Raw genomic sequence first — 21709 nt, forward strand, 5'->3', positions numbered from 1 at the left:
TCGAGGAGCTTGCGCTTGCGGGAGATGTCGCCGCCATAGCACTTCGCGGTGACGTCCTTGGACAGGGCCCGGATCGTCTCGCGGGCAATGATCTTGCCGCCGATCGCCGCCTGGACCGGAATCTGGAACAGGTGGCGCGGGATCAGGTCCTTCAGCTTCTCGCACATGGCGCGACCACGGCTCTCGGCGCGGGTGCGGTGGACCAGCATGGAAAGCGCGTCGACCGGCTCGGCATTGACCAGGATCGACATCTTCACGAGGTCACCCTCGCGGTAATCCGAGATATGGTAGTCGAATGAGGCGTAGCCCTTCGAGATCGACTTCAGCCGGTCGTAGAAATCGAACACCACCTCGTTGAGCGGCAGGTCATAGACGACCATGGCACGCTTGCCGACGTAGTTGAGGTCGATCTGCGTGCCGCGCCGGTCCTGGCACAGCTTGAGCACGCCGCCGAGATACTCGTCCGGCGTCATGATGGTGGCGCGGATCCAGGGCTCCTCGATCGTGTCGATCTTCATCACGTCGGGCATGTCCGCCGGGTTGTGAAGCTCCTTCTTCTCCCCGTCGGACATGTTGAGGTGGTAGACCACGCTCGGCGCAGTCGAGATCAGGTCAAGGTTGAACTCGCGCTCCAGCCGCTCCTGGATGATCTCGAGATGGAGAAGCCCGAGGAAGCCGCAGCGGAAGCCGAAACCGAGGGCGGCCGAGGTCTCCATCTCATAAGAGAACGAGGCGTCGTTGAGCCGCAACTTGCCCATCGCGCCGCGCAGATTCTCGAAATCCGCGGCATCGACCGGGAACAGACCGCAGAACACCACCGGCTGCACAGGCTTGAAGCCCGGCATCGCCTCCTTGGTCTTGCGCTTGTCCTCGGTAATGGTGTCGCCGACGCGGGTATCGGCGACTTCCTTGATCGAGCCGGTGAAGAAGCCGACCTCGCCGGGGCCGAGTTCGGCCATGTCCTGCATCTTCGGGCGGAATACGCCGAGGCGCTCGACGCCGTAGGCGGCATCCGCCCCCATCATGCGGATCGTCATGCCCTTCTTGAGCACGCCGTCGACGATGCGCACCAGCACGACGACGCCGAGATAGACGTCGTACCAGGAATCGACCAGCAGCGCCTTCAGCGGCGCCGTACGGTCGCCCTTCGGCGGCGGCAGGCGGGTGACGATCGCCTCCAGCACCGCCTCGATGTTGACGCCGGTCTTGGCCGAGATCGGCACCGCGTCCTTGGCATCGATGCCGATCACCTCCTCGATCTGCTCCTTGACCCGGTCGGGCTCGGCCGCCGGCAGGTCGATCTTGTTGAGGACCGGAACGATCTCGTGGTTGGCGTCGAGGGCCTGGTAGACGTTGGCCAGCGTCTGCGCCTCGACGCCCTGGGAGGCGTCGACGACGAGGAGCGAGCCCTCGCAGGCGGCGAGCGAGCGCGACACCTCGTAGGCGAAATCGACGTGGCCGGGAGTGTCCATCAGGTTGAGGACGTAGTCGCGCCCGTCCTGCGCCTTGTATTCCAGGCGCACGGTCTGCGCCTTGATGGTGATGCCGCGCTCCTTCTCGATGTCCATCGAGTCGAGCATCTGCTCGCTCATGTCGCGCGCCGCGACCGCCCCGGTGATCTGGATCAGCCGGTCGGCGAGCGTCGACTTGCCGTGGTCGATATGGGCGACGATCGAGAAGTTGCGGATGTTGTCGATGGGGGACGCGGTCATCGTGAGGCTGTCTCCGGCGCGCAGGCGCTGCGATGCGCGGGGCGCACGGCGGTGGGGATAAGAGTGGACGGGAGATAGCAGCGGCACCCCGCCGCGCCAAGACGGCGGCCGGACGCACGCGATTCTTTGGGCGGGGGGTGGTGCGGGCGGCAAGCACGTCGGTCGTCACACGACGAGCCGACCTTCCACCCCGGGATTGCCCCGTTTCTGGTTCTTGCTCACTTTGCGGGGATGGCGGCGGACTGACCCCGGCCGATGATGGGTGACCCACCGTCCTCGTCGTCGGTGGCCTGGGCATTCTCCTGGCCATCCCCGAGCGCCGCGTCGCACGGTTTGTCGAGCGACGCGAGGATCGCCTCGTCATCCCGATGCGACTGCACACAGCCGGCGGCCGGTGCCCCGGGTGCGGTCATGCGAGCCGGTCCGTCCATCGCCGCTACCACCGCCATCCCTCCGATCTGCCGCTGCCGGCATCGCAGACCAAGCTCCGCATCGAGGTGCGGCGGTTCTACTGCCTCAGCTCGACCTGCCGACGCCGCACGTTTGCACAGATGCCTACGGACCTCCGCGCACCGCGCGCCCGGCGAACGCGTCGAGCACGATCGCCAGGGTAGAGGAACCCGGACCTGGTGGCGATGCGCGAGCAGCTGAGCCAGGAGGGCAAGCCGTTCAGGCTCGTGATGATCGCCTGTACGCGCAAGCGACTGGTCTTTGCCAAGACCGTGTTGCAGCGGGCACGGCCTGGACCGCCGGAGAGGCCGGCGGGCAAGGTCGCCTGACGCATCGGAACCAGGTCCCGCTGGCCGGCCATCGCCATCCGGTCGCGGGAGTAAAACCGAACCAAGCGATCTCACCTGCTGCTGGTGTTGCATGGGCAGGAATGTGGGCAAGGCGAAGCGTCGTCCATACTCCTGCCCAGCGCTGCCCGCCGCAAAATCATGCCGAAGCCGACCAGTCTAATGGTTGCTCGGGGTGGGGTTGAGAGTCGGATTGTCGGTCCTGCGCGAGGCTCGTCTGGACCCCTAATTGCGCGATGAACCCTACGCCCCCAACCGATCCGCGACGTCCTCGGCCAGCGACAGGCTCGAGGTCAGTCCCGGGCTCTCGATGCCGAAGAGATGCACCAGCCCTGGCAGCCCGTGCTCTGCCGGGCCGTCGATGAGGAAGTCGGCAGCCCCCTCCCCCGGGCCGGACAGCTTCGGGCGGATGCCGGCATAGTCGGGCACCAGCGCGCCGTCGGGAAGCGCGGGCCAGTAGCGGCGGATCGCGGCGGTGAACAGGGCACCGCGGCCGGGATCGACCTCGTAATCGGGCCCGCCGATCCACTCGACGTCGGGGCCGAAGCGCATCCGTCCGGCGAGATCGAGGGTGAGATGGATGCCCAATCCGCCCTCAACGGGCGCAGGATAAATCAGCCGCGAGAAGGCCGGCCGCCCGATGCAGCCGAAATAACTGCCCTTGGCGAGTACCAGCCGCGGCACCCGGGCCTCGGGATAGCCCTCGGTCGCCCGGGCGAGGCCTTGCGCGCCGAAGCTCGCGGCGTTCACCACGGCATCGACCGTGATCTCGTCCTCGCCGAAGCGCGCCACCCAGCCCTCGGGCGAGCGGGCGAGGCGCGTGATCGGGGTGTTGAAGGCGAGCGCGCCGCCCGCCCCCTCGATGTCGCCTTGCAGCGCCAGCATCAGGGCGTGGCTGTCGACGATGCCGGTCTCGGTCGAGAGGAGCGCGGCGTTGCAGGTCAGGTTCGGCTCCAGGCGCCGCGCCTCCTCACCGTCGAGGAGCGACAGGCCCTCGACGCCGTTCTCGAGCCCTTGCGCGTGGATCGCCGCGATCTTCGCGCCCTCCGGCTCGGTCGCCGCGACGATCAACTTACCGATCCTGGCGTGCGGCACCCCGTGGCTCGCGCAGAAGGCGTAGAGCCGGCGCCGGCCCTCGACGCAGTGGCGCGCCCGGAGCGAGCCGCCGGGGTAGTACATCCCGGCATGGATCACCTCGGAGTTGCGCGAGGACACGCCGGTCCCGATGCCGCCCTCGGCCTCCGCCACGATCACCTCGTGGCCGCGCAGGGCCAGTTCCCGACCGATCGCGAGACCGACAACCCCGGCACCGACGACGAGCACCATCATCGGCCGCTCCTCCCTCTGATTCTTCGTTCGGTCTTGTAGAATCGGGATAGGAGGCAGTCCATGTGGACTGCACGCCTCCTGCACCACCCGGCATGCGGGTCCGCACCGGGCGGTTCGAGGAGGTGAGGTCAGGCGAGACGGGGCAGGCCGAGCTTGTCCATCCAGGCCGGGGTCAGATCCCATCCGGGCTTGGCGCCGCCGATGCGGACGAGGTCCTCGAGGAGCACGAGATCGTCTCGGTCAGCACTCCTCGGCCAACGGGCTTCTATGCGCCGACGGTTGTTCGGGACGAGACAACGATTCGGGCCTAGATCAGGCAGCAGGAGAAGTCAGAGGAGCGCTTGAACCAGTTGAACCTCTGGCGCTGAACGCCACCGTCAGGTGACCCGTTGAGCCGTGACCGTGTTGGCGCTCCCCTCCTGCCGCTTTGAGCGCCTCCCATCGTGACGCCCTCCGCTTTGCAGGAGTTATTTACCGTTTATAGCTTGAAATCGGCCTCTAGCATAGCCCATTAAATCGTCGAGTGTTTTCGACCACGCAACTTCGGGCACCCAACCGGTGACCCCTTGTAGGAGACCTGAACTACCCGCCGCGACTGGGATTTCGCTCGGCCTGAGACGACTCGAATCGACTTCGACCTCGAACGAAACTTGCGATCGCTGCCTGAAAGACGTGAGCAAATCTTCTATTGCACGCATCTTTCCACATGCAATATTAAAAATCGCACCTCCCGCTATCCGGTCTGATGCCTCTATGACACCGACGTAGGCTCGGACTACATCCCTTACGTCGAGGAACTCGCGTTTTGCTGTCAAATCGCCGACCTTGAGACAGGGAGGAGCGAGGCCACATTCAATCCGCGCGATCTGACATGCAAAGGACGGTGCCACGAAGCGTTCGTCCTGCCCGGGACCCGTGTGGTTGAACGGTCTGAGGACAATGAGATGACCACGACCACTTCCCAGGATATCCTGCAGGATCTGTTCGCCAATCCATTTCGATCTACCGTAGGGACTTACCGGATCCGGCGAAGCCGTCTCGTCGAGAGGTTGACCTGACAGGAATGCACGGCCGTATATTTCGCTTGAGCTGACAAATATAAATGCCGCCCCCGCGCCTCCGACATCGCAGCTTGAGCGAGATTCAAAAGACCGCCGACATTGGCCTGCCACGTCTCTGCGACAGCGTATCCGCCCTGCTTCACCGAAGCTTGAGCTGCCAGATGCAGAATGTGAGTCGGCGCAAAATCTGCAATGCATTTGCGCAAAGCCGACTTGTCAGATAAGTCGATAACCTGAAAATCGGCTTCGGCGTGGGACGGATTGGCAGTCCGTCCTATTCCTAGAAGGGCACTGTCCCCGCACAACTTTGATCGAAGCGCCGCCATCGCGTAACGCCCGACAAAGCCGGCGGCTCCGGTGACGAGTACGCGATGGGAGCGCATTGGCTTATTTTAGCCTTTCGACTTCAGTCTCGCGAGGTCCGCTTCGACCATCTCTTGAATCATTGCCTCCAGCCCGATCTCAGCTTCCCAGCCGAGCTTGGCTTTCGCCTTCGCGGGATTGCCCAGCAGCACTTCTACTTCCGCGGGGCGGAACAAGTTGGGATCAATGACGAGATAATCTTCTGTATTGAGACCGACGTGGCGGAATGCAATCTCGCACATATCCCGCACGGTGGTGGTCCGCCCCGTGGCAATCACGTAGTCGTCCGGCGTCTCCTGCTGCAGCATCAGCCACATTGCCCGGACGTAGTCCTTGGCATGACCCCAATCGCGCTTGGCATCGACGTTACCAAGGCGCAGCTCCTTGGCCAGCCCGAGCTTGATCCGCGCTACACTATCGGTCACCTTGCGCGTGACGAACTCCACACCACGCAGTGGGCTCTCGTGATTGAACAAGATGCCGTTGGAGGTGTGCAGCCCAAAGCTCTCGCGATAGTTGATCGTCATCCAGTGGGCGTAGAGCTTAGCTACGCCGTAAGGAGAGCGCGGATAGAAGGGGGTCGACTCGCTCTGCATCTGCTCCTGAATCAGGCCGAACATCTCTGATGTTGAAGCCTGATAGTAACGTGCTTGCGGTACCAGGCTGCGCGCTGCTTCAAGCAGGTTTGCCGCGCCGATACCTGTGACTTGTCCTGTCAGCAGCGGCTGCTGCCACGACGAGGTAACGAAAGACTGAGCAGCGAGATTATAGATCTCATCAGGCTTGGTGGCCTGTATGATTCGAATGAGGCTCGAGAGATCGATCAGGTTGCCATCGATCAGCTCGACGTCGCGCTCGATACCGAGCCATTTCAGGCGGTGATCAAAGACACCAGCATGGCTGGAGCGACGCACGATGCCTGCAACCGTGTATCCCTTCTGCAGCAGAAGCTGGGCGAGATACGCGCCATCCTGCCCCGTTACGCCTGTAATAAGTGCACGCTTGCCGTTCACGTTTATCTCCTCAAACTGCCTTCTGGGCCGGTGCTTAGGACTTTTTTGGCACGAACGTCAACACTTCCGCTTTCTGCAAGTTTTTTCATTCGGCAATGTAATCTTTTTATATTCATAAAAATCGATTGCGTCAAGCTACCCAACTAGAAGATGTTTTTATAGATAAGTAACAGCCCATATCCGTAATTAGGATACAGCTATACTCCGTTTCGTTTTTTACTTCAGTTTTTTACTATTCTTTACTGAGGTCCAATTGTATATTTACAGGGTCGATGCATACGATCTATAATCTCGCCACTTGCCATATAAATACATATACTAATATTTTATTCTATTAATCTGCCTTCCTTTACTGCAAATGACAGTTGTCTTGGGTCCGTCATTGTTCGATCATCCCGCTCAAGAGTCAGCGATTTAATGATTTAGAACGAAATCTTCATACGCATTTTTAATGCCGTCCTGAATCTTTATTTTGCCCTCCCAACCTAAATCACTAAGCCGGCTTGAGTCCATAAGCTTTCTCGGAGTTCCGTCGGGCTTGCTTTGGTCGAACGTCAGTTTTCCTTTAAATCCGACAATATCAGATATGAGAACGGCCAAATCATAAATACTGATTTCTTGCCCCGAACCGACATTAATATGTTCATATTCTGAGTAATTAGCCATAAGATAAAAAAGTGCATCTGCCAAATCGTCAACATGCATAAATTCTCTGAGAGGCTTTCCAGACCCCCATACGACCACTTCATTCATAGATTGAGTTTTTGCTTCATGGAATTTTCGTATCAATGCCGGTATGACATGACTTGTGTGAAGATTATAATTATCTCCCGGGCCATACAAATTTGTAGGCATTGCTGAGATGTAATCTACGCCATGCTGTTTACGATAGGCTTGGCACATTTTAATGCCGGCAATTTTAGCAAGGGCATACCATTCATTTGTTGGCTCCAAAGGACCTGTAAGCAAGGCGGACTCAGTTATCGGCTGTGCTGCGAACTTCGGATATATACAAGATGAACCAAGAAACATGAGTTTATTTACGCCCTCATGAAAACTTCCATTTATTATGCTGCTGGAAATAGCAATATTGTCATGTATGAAATCTGCCGGATAGCTGTCGTTTGCGAGAATTCCTCCTACTTTTGCAGCGGCAATGATTACCGCATCAGGCTTATGATCTTTAAGCCATTGGCGAACAGTAATAGGGTTTCTAAGATCGAGTTCGTCGCGGGAAGCAGTCAGAATTGTACAATTTTCTTGCTGAAATCTGCGCACCAAAGCTGATCCGACCATACCTCTATGGCCGGTTATCCAAACTTTCTTTCCTGAAACGATGAAATTCGACATTTAATTCCCTCCTGGGTTCAGATTCCGATCTATCACAATCTGAGGTTGGTCATGGCACTGCGGTCACTGATTATTACGATTCTGGTACTCCTAGCAAGAGGTGACATTTATTCAATCGAACGCTCAATCAGGGCCAGGTCATGGTGCGTGCAGTTCCGTCGAGTAGGCCCTATCCCGTGAAGTGGTGTCACTGCTTGAGAGCGGGAGGGCCCACCTGCGCACCTTCAGCTCGACTTCGACCGTTCCGGGCTTCGAGGGTGGGTTGGCCGGCGCTGTTTCGACCAAGAGACACCGCTATGTCCGGCCTGCCCGCCAGTTTCGCCGGCCTCATGCTGATCGTCACGCCACGCTTCATCCACCATACCTGGCGGCACGCCGAGATCCTGCTCCTGGGCGCCATTCTAGCCCTGGGGCGACGCGCCTTGGCCAGCCTGCTGCGGATCATGGACGACGCCCACGGGCGCCACTCAGTAACTTCCACCGCATCCTCAAACGCGCCGCTTGGTCACCCCCGTTCCGGCATCCGCATCCCGTCCGGACACCTGATCTCGGCGTCCGCACCGCTTGGCCCAGTGGTGCCGGGCCTCGACGATACGTTCGAGCCACGCTGCGTAAGCGCATCAAGACCCGCGGCATCTACCGTGATCCAGCGCGCTCCGCCGATAGCCTCTATCAAGACCAGCGGGCTCGCTGACTCAGTTTGATGCTGCTGACGCCCTTTTCCTCGGCTCATCGGATCTGGGCCCTACCGCTCCTCACCGCCCCCGTCCTCGCTGAGCGCGCATACCGCGAGTAAGGCTGCCGCCACAAGCCTCTGATCGAGATCGGGCGCCAGATCATCCTCAACGCCCGGCACTGGCTGCCAGGGCGCGATCTCGTACTGGTTGCCGGCAGCGGCTTTGCGGCCCTCGCCTTCCTCGGCGATCTAAATTGCAGGAGCATGACGTTGATCACGTATTCGTGCGCGTCGACGCGGCGCGCTACAATCCAGCCCCGCACCGCCGCCGGGCATGATCGAGCCCCCCGCACCAGGGGCCCGCGGCCTTCAACCCTGGGGTAAGTTCTCGCGGCCAGTCAGATTGCGTTCCGCTTCGTTCTCCTCCACCTGCGCTTCTGGATTCCGGGCTCCGCTGCGCGGCCCCTGAATGACGCGGTGAGTTCGAGATCTGTAGAGCCCGATCGAATAAGGTTCAGACGTCGTAGTCGCCCGGGGCGATGTCGGCGCTGCGCAGGAAGATCTGGAGGGCGGGCTGCATCGAGCGGTGCAGCCGGGCCGGATCCTCGGCCGGGGCGCCGCCGAGCGCGTGGGTCATCGCCTCCTCCAGGGAGCCCGGCCCATAGGGGGCCTGCGCATCCACCGCCGGGACGCCTCTGCCTGCATCCCAGCCCATGGCGAGGCGGCGGATCAGGGCGATGTGCTCGGGTCCGACCTCGAACACGATCTGCTCCGGCGAGGTGCCGGCTGCCTCGTCGCGGAACACGTCGGAGACGTGGGACAGGTCGAGCTTGGTCAGCGGGTTGTGGTAGCTGTAGCGGCCCGGCTTGAGTTCGGCATGGCGCAGGAAGGCGACCAGCGCCTCGCCCACCGCCCGGTGCTCCTCCGCCGCGCCCTCGTCGTCGCCGGTGACGTTGGCGATGTCGCCGTCGCGGTCGAGGCTGCCATAGGGCGCGTCCGGGTGGATCACCGGGGCCCCTGCCCCGCCGGGTCCCAGGCCACGACCAGCCGCCGGATCAGGGCGATGCGCTCAAGCGTGATCTCGGTGGTGCGGCTGGTCATCGATGGGTCTCCGTGCGGAGCCCTCTGTAGAGCATCGGGGGGATGGGGGGGAGTCTTGCACCGACGCCCCTTCAAATCATCCCACCCACGACCTTATCCTGAGGTGCGACCACCGGGAGCCTCGAAGGAGGGCTCCAGGAATCGCGGCGACTTCTGGAGCCCTCCTTCGAGGTCAGTCGATCGAAGATCGACTGACACCTCAGGATGAGGTCGTGGGTTGGAAAGAAAAAGAGATACACGCAGGCCAGACAACCCTCAGACCTCGCGATCCTCAAATCCCCAGATAAACCCGCCTCACCTCCGGATCGTCCCGCAGCGTCGCCGCCGGGCCCGAGAGCATCAGCCGCCCGGTCTGGAGCACGTAGGCCCGGTCGGCGATGCCCAGCGACTCGGCCAGGCGCTGCTCGACCAGGAGGATTGTGGTGCCCGAGGCGCGGATCGCCTCGATGGCGGAGAAGATCTCGTCGACGAGCTTGGGCATGATGCCCTGCGAGGGCTCGTCGAGCATCAGGAGGCGCGGCCGGGTCATCAGGGCGCGGCCGATGGCGAGCATCTGCTGCTCGCCGCCCGAGAGGGTGCCGGCGCGCTGCGGCAGGCGCTCCTTCAGGCGGGGGAACAGCGAGAAGACGCGCTCCAGCGGCGCCTCGCGGTCGGCTTCCTTGCGGTGGAGATAGCTGCCGAGCCGCAGGTTGTCGGCGACGGAGAGGCGCGGGAACAGCCGCTTGTTCTCCGGCACGTAGGCGATGCCCTTCGCCGTGATGGCGTGGCCCGGCAGCCCGTCGATGCGGGCGCCGTCGAACACCACCTCGCCGGATTTCGGCCGCTCCATCCCGGCGATGGATTTGAGCAAGGTCGACTTGCCGGCGCCGTTGGCGCCCGCCACGACGACGATCTCGCCGGTCTCGACCTCGATCGAGACGCCCTGGATGGCCAACAGGCCCTGATAGGCGGTGGAGAGCCCGCGGACCTCAAGCAGCACGGTGACGCTCCCCCAGATAGGCGGTGATGACGCCCTCGTGGCGCACCACCTCGGTCGGGTGGCCTTCCGCGAGGACGCGGCCGAGATGCAGCACGACGGCCCGGTCGACCAGCGGCATCACCACCTCCATCACGTGCTCGACCATGATGACGGTGACGCCGCGGGCCGCGACCTTGCGGATCAGCTCGACCCCGGCCTTGGCCTCGCTCGGGGTGAGACCCGTCAGCACCTCGTCGAGGAGGAGCAGCTTCGGCTCGGTGGCGAGCGCCCGGGCGACTTCGAGGCGGCGCTTTTCCGGCGGGGTCAGCTCCCCCGCCACCGCCTCGGCCCGGTCGGCGAGACCGGCGAAGTCGAGGGTTTCGAGGGCGACGCGGCGCGCCGCCGCGGCGTTGGCGTGACGGGAGAAGCCGCCGACGACGACGTTCTCGAGCACGTTCATCGAATCGAACGAGCGCGGCACCTGGAAGGTGCGGGCGATGCCGCGCCGGCAGCGCTCGGGGGCGGAGAGACCGGTGATGTCCTCGCCGCGAAAGAAGATCCGTCCCTCGCTCGGCCGGTAGGTGCCGGAGATCAGGTTGAACAGCGTCGACTTGCCGGCGCCGTTCGGCCCGAGCAGCCCGAGGATCTGGCCTTCCGGCACGTCGAGGCTGACATCGGCATTGGCGACGAGGCCGCCGAAGCGCAGGGTGACGTGGTCGATGCGCAGCAGAGCGTCGCTCACGGTGTCGCCTCCTCGTTGCGGGCCTTGCGGGTGCGGCGAAACAGGCTGAGCACGCCTTCGGGCCGGGCGAGCGCCACCACCATCACCAGCACGCCGTAGAGCATCAGGTCGAGGCCGCTGCCGCTGCCGCCCAGATACGAACGGCTGATCTCGGTGAGCGGGATCAGGATCGCCGCCCCGACGAGCGGCCCCCACAGGGTGCCGATGCCGCCGAGCACCGCCGGGAGCGCGAAGAGCAGCGAGAAGCGGAAGCTCATCACGCTCTCGGGATCGATGTAGGAGACGTAAGCGGCGTAGAAGCCGCCGCCGATGGCGGTGAAGAAGGCCGAGACGGCCGCCGCCGCCATCTTGGAGCGGAAGACCTCGACGCCGAGGCTCTCGGCGGCCTGGGCGTCGTCCTTGACCGCGCGCCACCAATAGCCCCAGCGCGACCCCTCGATCAGCCAGGTCACGAACCAGACCACCGCCAGGAAGCCGATGGCGAAGTGGATATACGGGACCTTGTCGCGGGCAAATTGCAGCGTCCACCAGGAATCCGGGTTGAACGGCCACTGGATGCCCATGGCGCCGCCGACAAAGTCCCAGTTGTGGACCAGCAGCAGGCCGATCTCCGCGATCACGATGGTGGCGATCGAGAAGTAGTGGCCGGCCAGCCGAAAGCACGGATAGCCGAGGACGAGCGCGACGAGCGCCGAGAGCAGCCCGCCCGCCAGCATGCCGAACCACGGCAGCACGCCGTAGGTGACGAACAGGACCGAGGTCGCGTAGGCGCCGAAGCCGAAATACAGCGCGTGGCCAAGCGACACCTGGCCGCAATAGCCGCCCAGGATGTTCCAGCTCTGCGACAAAGCGGCATACATCAGGGTGAGGATCAGGACGTTCTGGAGATAGACGTCGTTGATACCGTAGGGGAGCGCTGCGAGCGCGGCGAAGACGAGGAGCGCGACGATCAGCTTGCGCCGGCGCCTGGCCGCGTAGCTCGCCTCGGCCCGCGCGGGCGGGGAGCCCGGCGCGAGGGCGGTGGTCGGCGTGGTCATCAAAGCCTCCCGAACAGGCCTTGCGGCCGCACGAACACCACCGCGAGGTAGAGGGCGTAGACGCCGACGGACTTCAGCGCCGGCGGCAGAATCACCGCCGTGACCGCCTCGACGAGGCCGACGATGATGCCGGCGACGAGCGCGCCGCCGACGCTGCCGAAGCCGCCGAGCGCCACCGTGACGTAGGCGATGAGCGCGAAGCTCGCCCCGACCTGGGGGTGGATGTAGTAGAAGATCGCCAGCACCGCCCCGGCGAGGCCGACCAGCGCCGCCCCTAAGCCCCAGCCGAGGGCGAAGACCCGGTTGCGGTCGATGCCCACCAGCGCCACCGCGCCCTGGTCCTCGCGGGTGGCCTCCAGCGCGCGGCCGAAATCGGTGCGGCTCATCAGCAGGTGCAGGCCGCCGAAGGCCGCGAGCGACACCACGGCGCCGAAGAGCTGCGGCCAGGGCAGGAAGATCCCGCCGAGATCGAGGGTGCGCCCGCCGAGCCAGGTGTTCTGGACGTTGCGGTAATCGGGCGTGAACAGGTACTGCGCGGCACCCTGGAGCAGGATCGCGAGCCCGAAGGTCGCGAAGATCTGCACCATGCCCTGGTTGGCCTTGGCCCGCATGGCGAAGCGCACCACGCCCATGTAAGCCGCGGCCCCGAGCATGAAGAGCAGGGCGGCGACCACCGGCATCAGCACCACCGGATCGAGATGGGTGACCAGCACCAGCCCGAAGGTCGCGTACATGGCCAGCATCAGGAACTCGCCATGGGCGAAGTTCACCACGTCCATCAGGCCGAAGATCAGCGAGAGTCCGACCGCGATCAGGGCGTAGATCAAGCCCATCAGGAGGCCGCTCGCGAGCACCTGAACCAGGGCTTGCGTCGTCATGGGGTTGGGGGGCTCCGGTGAGGGCGCGAGACGTGTTCGACCGCCGCCGAGAGAGGCGCGGGATCCCCTCTCCCGTGTGGGAGAGGGGTGGGGGTGAGGGTGGAGACGGCGCCGCAATGACTCTGAACCGTCGAGCTGCGCAGCTGGACGCCCGACGACTTATCGGGAGCCCGAGCCACCCTCACCCCCGGCCCCTCTCCCACACGGGAGAGGGGGGAGCGCTTCGTCTTGGAACGTCGCGAGTGTCACAGGCGTCGGCGAATCGACGCCTGTGCCGTCACGCGTTCATCGGCCACTTGGCCGGCGCCACGGCCGCCGATTCCGGGAACACCGTGACGAACTTGTCGCCGATCCATTGCAGCAGCACCGGGTCGGCATGGGTGTTCTGGCCGTCGGGCCCGAAGGCGACCTTGGTCCAGGGCATCACCGTGCGGGTGCCCGGGATGTCGGTGGCGGCGAGCGCGGCGCGGATCTTCTGGCCGTCGGTCGAGCCGGCGCGGTCGAGGGCGTCGGCCAGCACGATCATCGCCATGAACTGGCGCGAGGAATTGTCGTTGAAGTCGCGGCCGGCCCGGGCCTTGTACATCCCGTTGACGGTCGCCACCATCGGGCGCTTGGCGGCCAGATCGAGGGAGAAGCTGCCGCGCGAGATCACGCCCTGGAGCTTGTCGCCGACGGCGTCGTAGGTCACCTTCTCGGAGAAGCCGGCGGCCTGCGCGATGATGCTCTTCGGCTTGTAGCCGAGTTCGCCCATCGTCTTCGTCAGCAGGATCGCGTCGGTGGTGTAGCTCGTCGGCAACAGCACGTCGGCGTTGGCGGTCTTGAGCTGCTGCACCTCGGCGGTGAGCGAGGGCGAGTTGCTCTTGTACTTCACGTCGGCGACGAGCTTGTAGCCGCGCTCGGCGGCGAGCTTGCGCTGCACCGTGGACGAATCGACGCCGTAGATCGTGTCCTCGAAGAACAGGGCGACCGAGTCGATCTTCTGGCCGCGCTTGCGCTGGGCATCCAGGAAGTCGAACATCGCGGTCGAGAACATCTCGTCGTGGGCGGCCGGGCGGAAGAAGAACTTCAGGCCCTTGCGGTGCAGGCTCGGCGACGAGGAATCGGCGCAGACGAAGGGCACGCCGTAGCGCTCGGCGGTGGCGCTCACCGTCGCCGAGACCGCCGACTGGTAGCAGCCGACGAGGGCAGCGACCTTGTCCTGGGTGATCAGGCGCTCGGCTTCGGCGCGGCCCTTCTGCGGGTCGGCCTGGTGGTCGGCGAAGACGAGGCGGATCTTGGCGCCGCCCATGCCGGCAAGGCCCGCGCCCTTGGCGCCCGGCAGGTCGAGGTCGTGGTCGTTGTTGATGAGGTCGAGCGCCGTCTCGATGGCGTGGCGGGCATCCACCCCGACCTGCGCGCTCGGGCCCGACATGGCGTAGAGCACGCCGACCACCACCTCGGGTGCCGCCGCCCGGGCCGGGGCGCCGCGCAGGCCCGCGAGCGACAGGGCGCCGGCCCCCACCAAGAGTTCTCGACGACGGATCATGCGCTGGCCTCCAAGAGGTGGGGACGTCATCCAAGCCTCATTCCGCCGGCTTTGAAAAGCCCGTGTCGAGGCTGTCACCAGCCCGAATGCGGAAACGATGCGCGAACGAGAGATTACGACGAACGGACCGGGGACATCTGTCACAGCACCGCGAATTCGCTGTTGCGACGGTCGGTGATCAGCATGCAGCCCGGCGCGTGGGTGATGGCGAAGGCCGGCCGCACGGCGGCGATCACCGATTGCGGGGTGACGCCGCAGGCCCAGAAGACCGGCATCTCGTCGTCGCGGATCGTGACCGGGTCGCCGTAATCGGGCGCGTCGATGTCGCGGATGCCGATCAGGTCCGGCCGGCCGAGATGGACCGGCGCGCCGTGGACGGAGGGAAACCGCGAGGTGATCTGCACCGCCCGGATGGCCTGCGCGGGGGTGAGCGGGCGCATCGACACCACCATCGGCCCGGAGAAGCGGCCGGCCGGGGCGCACGGAATGCTGGTGCGGTACATCGGCACCCGCACCCCCATCTCGACGTGGCGGAGCGGCAGCCCGTCCTCGGCCAGGGCCGCCTCGAACGAGTAGGAGCAGCCGATCACGAAGGCCACGAGGTCGTCGCGCCAGAATTCCGCGACGGAGGCGCAGTCCGCCACCACCTCGCCGTCGCGCCAGACCCGGTAGGCGGGGATGTCGGTGGCGATGTCGAGATCGAGGCCGAGTTCCGGGATGCTGCGCTCGCCCCTGGCCGAGACGCCGATGATCGGGCACGATTTCGGGTTGCGCTGGGCAAACAGCAGGAACTCGTCGGCGAGGTCGGCGGGCAGCACCGCGAGGTTGCCCTGGACGTAGCCGTCGGCGATGCCGGCGGTGCAGCCGGTAATGGCGCCGCTGCGGCAGGCCAGCCGCGCCGCCTCGCCGCTCATCCGCGCCCGATCGAAGGGAAGGGTCATCACCGCTCCTTTGCCCGGATGGCTCCGTGCTCACCGATGCGCCATGATCACCGGTTGAGCAGGTAAGGACAAATCGTCTTTTCGCATCGGTTTCGATAAGGGGAGCTTATCATCGCCAGTCCGGCTCGGCCGCGACCTCGCAGGCCAGCCGCGCCGCCGTCGCGGCGAGCCCGCAATCGGGCGCGTTCGGATAGGTGGCGGTGAAGCCGATGTCGGGCAGGGAAGGCGCCGGGGCGATGATCCGCAGCGCACCCTCGTCGAGGTCGCGCCGCACCACCTCCGGCGGGATCACCCCGATGCCGATTCCCTCCCGCGCCATCCGGACGATGGTGGAGAGCGAGGCGTTGCTGTGCAGGCGCGGCGGCGGCAGGTTCGACTGCGCCAGCATCTCGCGCAAGCACACGTAGGGGTTGGTGTTCTTCGGATAGGTGATGAGGGGATGGCGCAGGAGCGCCGCCAGGCTCACCTCGCCGGGGCCGAGATCGAGGGACGGCGCGGCGATCCAGGCGAGCGACACGCTGCAGAGCGGCAGGTTGACCAGGCTCGGCATGGTGATCGGCCCGACCAGGAAGGCGAGGTCGAGGTCCCGGTTCAGGAGCGCATCGCGCATGGTGGGCGAGATGTCGACCGCGATGTCGACGGTGACGCCCGGATAGGCCTCGTTCATCCGGGCGATGAAGCGCATCAGCCAGGTATGGACGATGGTCTCCGAGACGCCGAGCCGCAGCACGCCGCGCAGCGACCCGGGGCCGGCCACCGCCTGCATCATCTCGGTGCGCAGGCGCAGGAAACGCTCGGCGTAAGGCAGAAGGTCGCGGCCCTTGGCCGTCAGCACCACCGAGCGGGCGCGCCGCTCGAACAGCCGCACGCCGAACTCCTCCTCGAGCGCCGCGATGCGCTGCGACACCGCCGGCTGCGAGGTGTTCATCCGCTCCGCCGCCTTGCGGAAGCTGCACAGCGAGGCGGTCCAGTAGAAGATCTCGAGGCTTCGCAGGTCCGCCATGCTCCGTCCCGGTTCGCGGCGGGGCAGTGTGCAGCAAGGTTCGGACCATGCCAAACCACGGGAGCGGCCTGCGGCCCGATATCCGCGACGATCCGTTCGCGCGGCCCTGCGGCTGGGGCGCGGGCGACCCGTCGACCAGCCCCCTCCTTCGCGGTCGGTCGATCCCCGATCGTGCGCGATCTCCGGTCGCCACCACCTCGGGATGAGGTCCGAGGGTGGGAGCCCATGGCCGGCCGCCGTCAGGCCGCTGTCGGATCCGCGGCGCTCAGCCGAACACCCGCCCCAGCGCCGCGTCGATCGTCTCGACGATCCGGTCGATGTCGGCCGGGGTCGCGATCAGGGCCGGGCTGAGGCAGAGCGTGTTGTTGAGCCCGGCGAGCGAGCGGTTGGTGGCGCCGATGATGACGCCGTTCGCCATGCAATCGGCCACCACGGCCTGGACCCGCTTCTCCTCCGCCGGCTCCCTCGTGGTGCGGTCGGCGACGAGCTCGGCGCCGCAGAACAGGCCCTTGCCGCGGACATCCCCGATGACCGGGTGGCGCTCGGCGAGGCCGTGCAGGCCCGCCATCAGCCGCTCGCCCATCGCGATCGTGTTCTCGATCAGGCCCTCGTCCTCGATGATCCGCATGTTCTCGAGCGCCGCCGCCGGGCCGGCGGTGCAGCCGCCGAAGGTCGAGATGTCGCGAAAGTACGACATCGGGTCGGCGGCATCGTCCTTGAACAGCGAGAACACCGCCTCGGTCGTCGTCGTGCAGGCGATCGCCGCGTAGCCCGAGGCCACGCCCTTGGCCATGGTCACGAAATCCGGCTTCACGCCGTAATGCTGATAGCCGAACCACGCGCCGGTGCGGCCCATGCCGCAGACCACCTCGTCGATGTGGATCAGGATCTCGTGCCGGCGGCAGATGTCCTGCACCTTCTCCCAGTAGCCCTTCGGCGGCGTGATGACCCCGCCGCCAGCGGTGACGGGTTCGAGGCAGATCGCCCCGACGCTGTCGGGCCCCTCGCGCAGGATCACCGCCTCGATCGCGTCGGCGGCCCGCTCACCGTAATTCTCCACCGCGCCCCACTGGCTGCGGTATTCGAGGCAGTGCGGCACCGGGACGAACCCGTCCGGGAACGGGCCGTACTGGTCGCGGCGCTGGTCCTGGCCGGCGGCGGCCAGCGCCCCGATCGTCGTGCCGTGATAGTCGCGCTCGCGGAAGAGGATCTTGGACTTGCGCCCGCCATGGTGCCGGTGCGCGATCTGGCGCACCATCTTGAATACCTTCTCGTTCGCCTCCGATCCCGAGTTGGAATAGTAGACTCGGCTCATGCCGGGCATCTTCTCGATGAGCCGCTCGGAGAACAGGGCCGCCGGGACCGAGCCGGCCGAGCCCGCGAAGTAGTTGAGCTTGACCAGCTGGTCGCGCACCGCGTCGGCGATGCTGGTGCGGCCGTAGCCGACATTGACCGTCCAGACGCCGCCGGAGACCGCATCGAGATATTCGCGCCCGGTCGCGTCCCAGACCCGCATCCCCTTGCCCTCGACCATCACCCGCGGGTCGGTCGTCTCGTAGGGCTTGTGCTGCGAGAGGTGGTGCCAGACATGGGCCCGGTCCGCCTCGATGACGTGGCGCAGGTCGTTGGTGCGGGACATGTCGTTCATCGGGCGTCCTTCGAATCGGGCAGGCGAATCGGCGGGAATCGTCAGACCTTACCCTTCCACGGGGCGAGGCGCCGTTCCAGCCGGCGCATGCCGAACTCGAACGCCGCCGCGAGGGCGCCGATCACCAGGATCCCCATCACCACGATGTCGGTGCGCAGGAAGTTCGAGGCGTTGAGCACCATCTGGCCGATGCCGGTCGAGGCCGCGACCATCTCGGCGGCCACCAAGGTGGTCCAGCCGACGCCCATGCCGATGCGCAGGCCCACCAGGATGTCGGGGAGCGCTGCCGGAAGGATCACGTGGCGCACCACCTGCGCCCGGCTGGCGCCGAGCGCCCGCGCGGCATTGACCTGGTCGAGGCTCGCCGCCGAGACGCCGGCCCGCGCCGCGAGGGCGACGGGGGCGAAGCAGGCGAGGAAGATCAGCAGGATCTTCGAGGTCTCGCCGATGCCGAACCAGATGATGACGAGCGGCAGGTACGCGAGCGGCGGCAGCGGCCGGTAGAACTCGATGAACGGGTCGAGGATCGCCCGCAAGCTCGGGCTCAGGCCCGTGGCGAGGCCGACCGGGATGCCGACGAGGGCCGCGAGCACGAAGGCGCCGACGACCCGCATCAGGCTGGTCATAACGTGCTCGACGAGCGGCGCCCCGTCGATGCGTCCGTCGAGCGCATCCGAGAACGCCCCGAGCACGCTCGCCGGCCGGGGCAGGAACAGCGGCTTGATGAGGCCTGTTTGCGTCGCCGCGAGCCAGGCGACGAAGGCGACCGCGATGGTGGCGAGGCTGATGAGCCATAGCGGCGGGGCGACGCCCCGCATCGCCGCGCGGCGCCGGCGGACCGAGGACAGGGTGCGGGTCGCCGCGTCGGGCATCTCGGTGGCGGCCTCGTTCACGCGGCGGCTCCTCGCTCGGATGCGGGTCTCGCCCCGCCATGGTCGTGGATGACGTGCAGCACGCGCTCGCGCATGGCGATGAAGTCGGGGCTCGACTTCACGGCCCGGGAAGGCTCGCCGGCGAGGACGCGGCGGCAGAAATCGAGCGGGATGATCTCGGCGATGCGCCCCGGCCGGGGCGTCATGATGACGAGCTTGGTCGCCAGGAAGATCGCCTCCTCGACCTCGTGGGTGATGAAGAACGCCATCTTCCGCGTCCGCGCCCAGACGGTCAGGATCAGTTCCTGGACCTGCTCGCGGGTGAAGGCGTCGAGTGCGCCGAGGGGCTCGTCCATCAGGAGCATGCGCGGATCGGCGGTGAGCGCCCGGGCGATGCCGACGCGCTGCTGCATGCCTCCCGACAGTTCGTAGATCCGCTTTCCCCCCGCATCGCTCAAGCCGACGAGGTCGAGCATGGCGCGGGCCCGCGCCTCGCGGTCCCGTCGCGGAACCCCCTGCATCGTGAGGCCGAAGGCGACGTTGTCGAGCACGTCGAGCCAGGGCATCAGGGCGTGGCGCTGGAACACCACGCCGCGATCGGCCCCCGGCCCGGTGACCGGGCGCCCGTCGAGCAGGATCCGCCCTTCCGTCGGCGGCAGGAAGCCGGCGATGCAGTTGAGCAGGGTCGTCTTCCCGCAGCCCGAGGCGCCGAGCGCCACCACGAACTCTCCCGGCTCGATCGTCAGGTCGATCCAGGACAGGGCGAGGGTCGCGCGCTCGCCCTCGCCGTAATGGACGCTGAGCTTAGTGATCTCGAGCATCGGCGGATCTCTTTCAGGGTCAGTCATGCAAGCTTCGGACGGCCCACGACAGGACCGTTCACTTGAGGCTCCCGCCCCTCCCAAACACGACCTCATCCTGAGGTGCGACTGAAAGGAGCCTCGAAGGAGGGCTCCAGGGATCGCGGAGACGTCTGGAGCCCTCCTTCGCGGTCAGTCCATCTCCGATGGACTGACACCTCAGGACGAGGTCGAGGGCGGGAGAGTCCCATGGCAGCTCAGGGCTTGAGGGCGGCGTCGACCACGTCGGCGGTGACGAAGGCGCCGTAATTCGGCGCGAGTTCGGGCACCCGCCCCTGCTCCTTCAGGAATTCCGCCGTCGATTTGAGCGCACCGGCCGCCCCGCCGCCGAGCCAGCGGGACGAGGCCTGCTCAGGCAGCGTCGGGAAGCGGTAGGCTCCGAGCGAATCCGGCACGTCGGCGGGCGCAGCGCCCGTCCACTTGGCGATCGCCGCCACCTGCGGCGAGGTCGCGGTCCAGGTGCCGCCCGACTTGGCGTAGTCGGCATCCGCGGCGGCGAGCAGCCGCGCGAAGGTGACCAGGAAGTCGCGGTGGGCCGAGAGGGCGGCGTCTGTCGCCACGATGCCGTCGAAGGTCGCCTTGCCCTTGGCGGCGAAGTCGCCGGCCGAGGCGAGGACGGTGCCGGTCTTCTTGACGTTCGTCAGCACCGGCGCCCAGACGAAGGTGGCGTCGATGTCGCCGCGCTCCCAGGCGGCGGCGATCTCCGGCGGGCGCATGTTGAGGATGCGGACATCCTTGGGGCCCAGACCCGCCTCCTTCAGGGCGTACATCAGCTGGTAATGGGCGGTGGAGACGAACGGAACGGCGATCGTCTTGCCCTTCAGGTCCTTGATCGACGCGATGCCGGCGCCCTTGCGGGCGACGAGCTGCTCGGCATCACCGATATCGTCGAGAATCCAGAACAGCTTGATCGGCAGTCCCTGCGAGGCCGCCGCGGCGATCGCCGCGGAGCCCGATTCGCCGACATCGACGCTGCCCGACGCCATGGCGCGGACGACGTCGGCGCCGGTGGCGAACTTGACCCACTTCACCTTGGTGCCGGTCCGCTTCTCGAGCTCGCCGCTCTCCATCAGCACGCGGATCGGCGTCGTCATGTCCTGGTAGGCGAAGGTCAGGCTCTTGTCCGCCGCCCGGGCCGGGCCGAGCCCGGCGAGCGCGCCGAGGGCCGTGGCGGCGAGGGCGGAGAGCAGGGTCTTGCGGGTGATCATGCCGGTGGTCATGCACGGTCCTCGTTGCGAACCCGGCGGTGCGGGCGCCTGCCGTCGCCTCGGCATCCCGATCCCCCAAGCAGGTTTCGGGCCGCGCTCCGGGAAGGGGCGGCCGGGAGCGGGTTTTCGGCACGGCGGCCACCGCTCGCGCGGGCATCCGCCGCCCGTTTCCGATCCGGGCGACCCAAGGTCAATCCCGATCGTAAGCGGTCCCGCGGGCGTGCGAAAACGATCTTCTCCCTGCTCGGGCAACCGGGAGATGGTCCATTCCTCGATCACGGCAGTGCCGATGCAGGGAACCTCCCCCACGCCGAAAGTAAGAGGAAAATTTTTACATGAGTGGCGGCCCCGGCCTGCGGCCGGGATCAGGCCTTCGCCGTCTGCCGCCACGGCTTGCGCTGCATCACCTTGCGCAGGAGGCGCGAGACCTGCTCGGCCGAGCAGGGTTTATGCAGGAGCGAGAATCCGGCCGCGCTCTCCTCAGCGCGCCCGACCAGTCATGGGCGCGCATCATCGCGCCCATCCGCCCACCTCCGGCGAGGAAGGGCGGCCGGGGGCGGTGGCGTCGGGCATGCGGCGGGAACGGGTTCGATCGCGGGTCTCTCGAACGTGAGGTCCGTGCGGCTCCCGGC

General features: G+C 65.9%; 21 protein-coding genes and 1 pseudogene (1 of these 22 only partly in view). 3 read left to right on the forward strand and 19 right to left on the reverse strand.

Features of this window, described 5'->3' with window-relative positions; translation table 11 throughout:
* Positions 1-1712, reverse strand: the 5' portion of a protein-coding gene (gene lepA / locus F1D61_RS02520; RefSeq protein ID WP_203156377.1) for a translation elongation factor 4. Its footprint begins 94 nt before the window's first position; 1712 of the gene's 1806 nt are visible here — the first part of the coding sequence; it begins with the start codon at positions 1710-1712; its stop codon lies off the left edge, out of view.
* A 218-nt stretch (positions 1713-1930) separates the two neighbouring features.
* A complete protein-coding gene (locus F1D61_RS02525) occupies positions 1931-2125 on the reverse strand; it encodes a hypothetical protein (protein WP_203159395.1) in 195 nt (64 codons plus the stop codon).
* On the opposite strand from F1D61_RS02525, the gene F1D61_RS35205 reads away from it, so the two are divergent.
* On the forward strand, positions 2081-2326 hold the full coding sequence (locus tag F1D61_RS35205; protein WP_203156378.1) for a transposase family protein: 246 nt from the start codon (positions 2081-2083) through the stop codon (positions 2324-2326). The two genes, F1D61_RS02525 and F1D61_RS35205, sit on opposite strands and share 45 nt — an antisense overlap.
* 21 nt (positions 2327-2347) lie before the next feature.
* Positions 2348-2491 carry a hypothetical protein gene (locus tag F1D61_RS02535; protein WP_203156379.1) on the forward strand — a complete coding sequence of 48 codons (144 nt, stop codon included), beginning with the start codon at positions 2348-2350 and terminating at the stop codon, positions 2489-2491.
* A 261-nt stretch (positions 2492-2752) separates the two neighbouring features.
* Here the strand turns inward: F1D61_RS02535 and F1D61_RS02540 are convergent, their stop codons facing one another.
* The 5 genes from F1D61_RS02540 to fcl all read right to left on the reverse strand — a co-directional run bounded on the left by F1D61_RS02540 (position 2753) and on the right by fcl (position 7625).
* The gene (locus tag F1D61_RS02540) at positions 2753-3838 is read right to left on the reverse strand and encodes an NAD(P)/FAD-dependent oxidoreductase (RefSeq protein ID WP_203156380.1); all 1086 of its coding nucleotides are present in this window, start codon (positions 3836-3838) and stop codon (positions 2753-2755) included.
* Between the two features lie 467 nt (positions 3839-4305).
* Positions 4306-4938, reverse strand: a complete 633-nt coding sequence (locus F1D61_RS35210; RefSeq protein ID WP_432443285.1) for a GDP-mannose 4,6-dehydratase — start codon at positions 4936-4938, stop codon at positions 4306-4308.
* Positions 4854-5282 (reverse strand): NAD-dependent epimerase/dehydratase family protein, encoded by a 429-nt coding sequence (locus F1D61_RS35215; protein ID WP_432443199.1) that lies wholly within the window; start codon positions 5280-5282, stop codon positions 4854-4856. The genes F1D61_RS35210 and F1D61_RS35215 overlap by 85 nt, the downstream gene beginning before the upstream one ends.
* 9 nt (positions 5283-5291) lie before the next feature.
* On the reverse strand, positions 5292-6275 hold the full coding sequence (gmd, locus tag F1D61_RS02550) for a GDP-mannose 4,6-dehydratase (RefSeq protein WP_203156382.1): 984 nt from the start codon (positions 6273-6275) through the stop codon (positions 5292-5294).
* Between the two features lie 414 nt (positions 6276-6689).
* On the reverse strand, positions 6690-7625 hold the full coding sequence (gene fcl, locus F1D61_RS02555; protein WP_203156383.1) for a GDP-L-fucose synthase: 936 nt from the start codon (positions 7623-7625) through the stop codon (positions 6690-6692).
* A 296-nt stretch (positions 7626-7921) separates the two neighbouring features.
* Between fcl and F1D61_RS02560 the strand changes: the two genes are divergently transcribed.
* Positions 7922-8329, forward strand: a complete 408-nt coding sequence (locus F1D61_RS02560) for a hypothetical protein (RefSeq protein ID WP_203156384.1) — start codon at positions 7922-7924, stop codon at positions 8327-8329.
* A gap of 486 nt (positions 8330-8815) precedes the next feature.
* Here the strand turns inward: F1D61_RS02560 and F1D61_RS02565 are convergent.
* The 12 genes and pseudogenes from F1D61_RS02565 to tauA form a co-directional block, all read right to left on the reverse strand.
* A pseudogene (locus F1D61_RS02565) lies at positions 8816-9402 on the reverse strand (hypothetical protein).
* A gap of 271 nt (positions 9403-9673) precedes the next feature.
* The gene (locus F1D61_RS02570; RefSeq protein WP_203158890.1) at positions 9674-10378 is read right to left on the reverse strand and encodes an ABC transporter ATP-binding protein; all 705 of its coding nucleotides are present in this window, start codon (positions 10376-10378) and stop codon (positions 9674-9676) included.
* Complete coding sequence (locus F1D61_RS02575) at positions 10371-11102, reverse strand: ABC transporter ATP-binding protein (RefSeq protein WP_246775683.1); 732 nt, start codon at positions 11100-11102, stop codon at positions 10371-10373. The genes F1D61_RS02570 and F1D61_RS02575 overlap by 8 nt, the downstream gene beginning before the upstream one ends.
* Positions 11099-12139: a branched-chain amino acid ABC transporter permease gene (locus F1D61_RS02580; protein ID WP_203156385.1), complete on the reverse strand. Its 1041-nt coding sequence runs from the start codon at positions 12137-12139 to the stop codon at positions 11099-11101. Before F1D61_RS02580 ends, F1D61_RS02575 begins: the two co-directional genes overlap by 4 nt.
* The gene (locus tag F1D61_RS02585) at positions 12139-13017 is read right to left on the reverse strand and encodes a branched-chain amino acid ABC transporter permease (RefSeq protein ID WP_203156386.1); all 879 of its coding nucleotides are present in this window, start codon (positions 13015-13017) and stop codon (positions 12139-12141) included. Before F1D61_RS02585 ends, F1D61_RS02580 begins: the two co-directional genes overlap by 1 nt.
* A 277-nt stretch (positions 13018-13294) precedes the next feature.
* Complete coding sequence (locus tag F1D61_RS02590; protein WP_203156387.1) at positions 13295-14545, reverse strand: ABC transporter substrate-binding protein; 1251 nt, start codon at positions 14543-14545, stop codon at positions 13295-13297.
* A gap of 140 nt (positions 14546-14685) precedes the next feature.
* Entirely contained in the window at positions 14686-15486 is an 801-nt protein-coding gene (locus F1D61_RS02595; RefSeq protein WP_203156388.1) for a putative hydro-lyase, read from the reverse strand.
* A gap of 109 nt (positions 15487-15595) precedes the next feature.
* On the reverse strand, positions 15596-16489 hold the full coding sequence (locus F1D61_RS02600; RefSeq protein ID WP_203156389.1) for a LysR family transcriptional regulator: 894 nt from the start codon (positions 16487-16489) through the stop codon (positions 15596-15598).
* A 265-nt stretch (positions 16490-16754) separates the two neighbouring features.
* The gene (locus F1D61_RS02605) at positions 16755-18137 is read right to left on the reverse strand and encodes an aspartate aminotransferase family protein (protein WP_203156390.1); all 1383 of its coding nucleotides are present in this window, start codon (positions 18135-18137) and stop codon (positions 16755-16757) included.
* 41 nt (positions 18138-18178) lie between these two features.
* Positions 18179-19030, reverse strand: coding sequence for an ABC transporter permease subunit (locus F1D61_RS02610; protein WP_246775684.1), 852 nt, complete (start codon positions 19028-19030; stop codon positions 18179-18181).
* A complete protein-coding gene (locus tag F1D61_RS02615; RefSeq protein ID WP_203156391.1) occupies positions 19027-19830 on the reverse strand; it encodes a taurine ABC transporter ATP-binding protein in 804 nt (267 codons plus the stop codon). The genes F1D61_RS02610 and F1D61_RS02615 overlap by 4 nt, the downstream gene beginning before the upstream one ends.
* A gap of 236 nt (positions 19831-20066) precedes the next feature.
* Entirely contained in the window at positions 20067-21089 is a 1023-nt protein-coding gene (tauA, locus tag F1D61_RS02620; RefSeq protein ID WP_203156392.1) for a taurine ABC transporter substrate-binding protein, read from the reverse strand.
* Between the last annotated feature and the right edge of the window lie 620 nt (positions 21090-21709).

The organism is Methylobacterium aquaticum, assembly GCF_016804325.1.
In the GTDB taxonomy this organism is placed as follows: domain Bacteria; phylum Pseudomonadota; class Alphaproteobacteria; order Rhizobiales; family Beijerinckiaceae; genus Methylobacterium; species Methylobacterium aquaticum_C.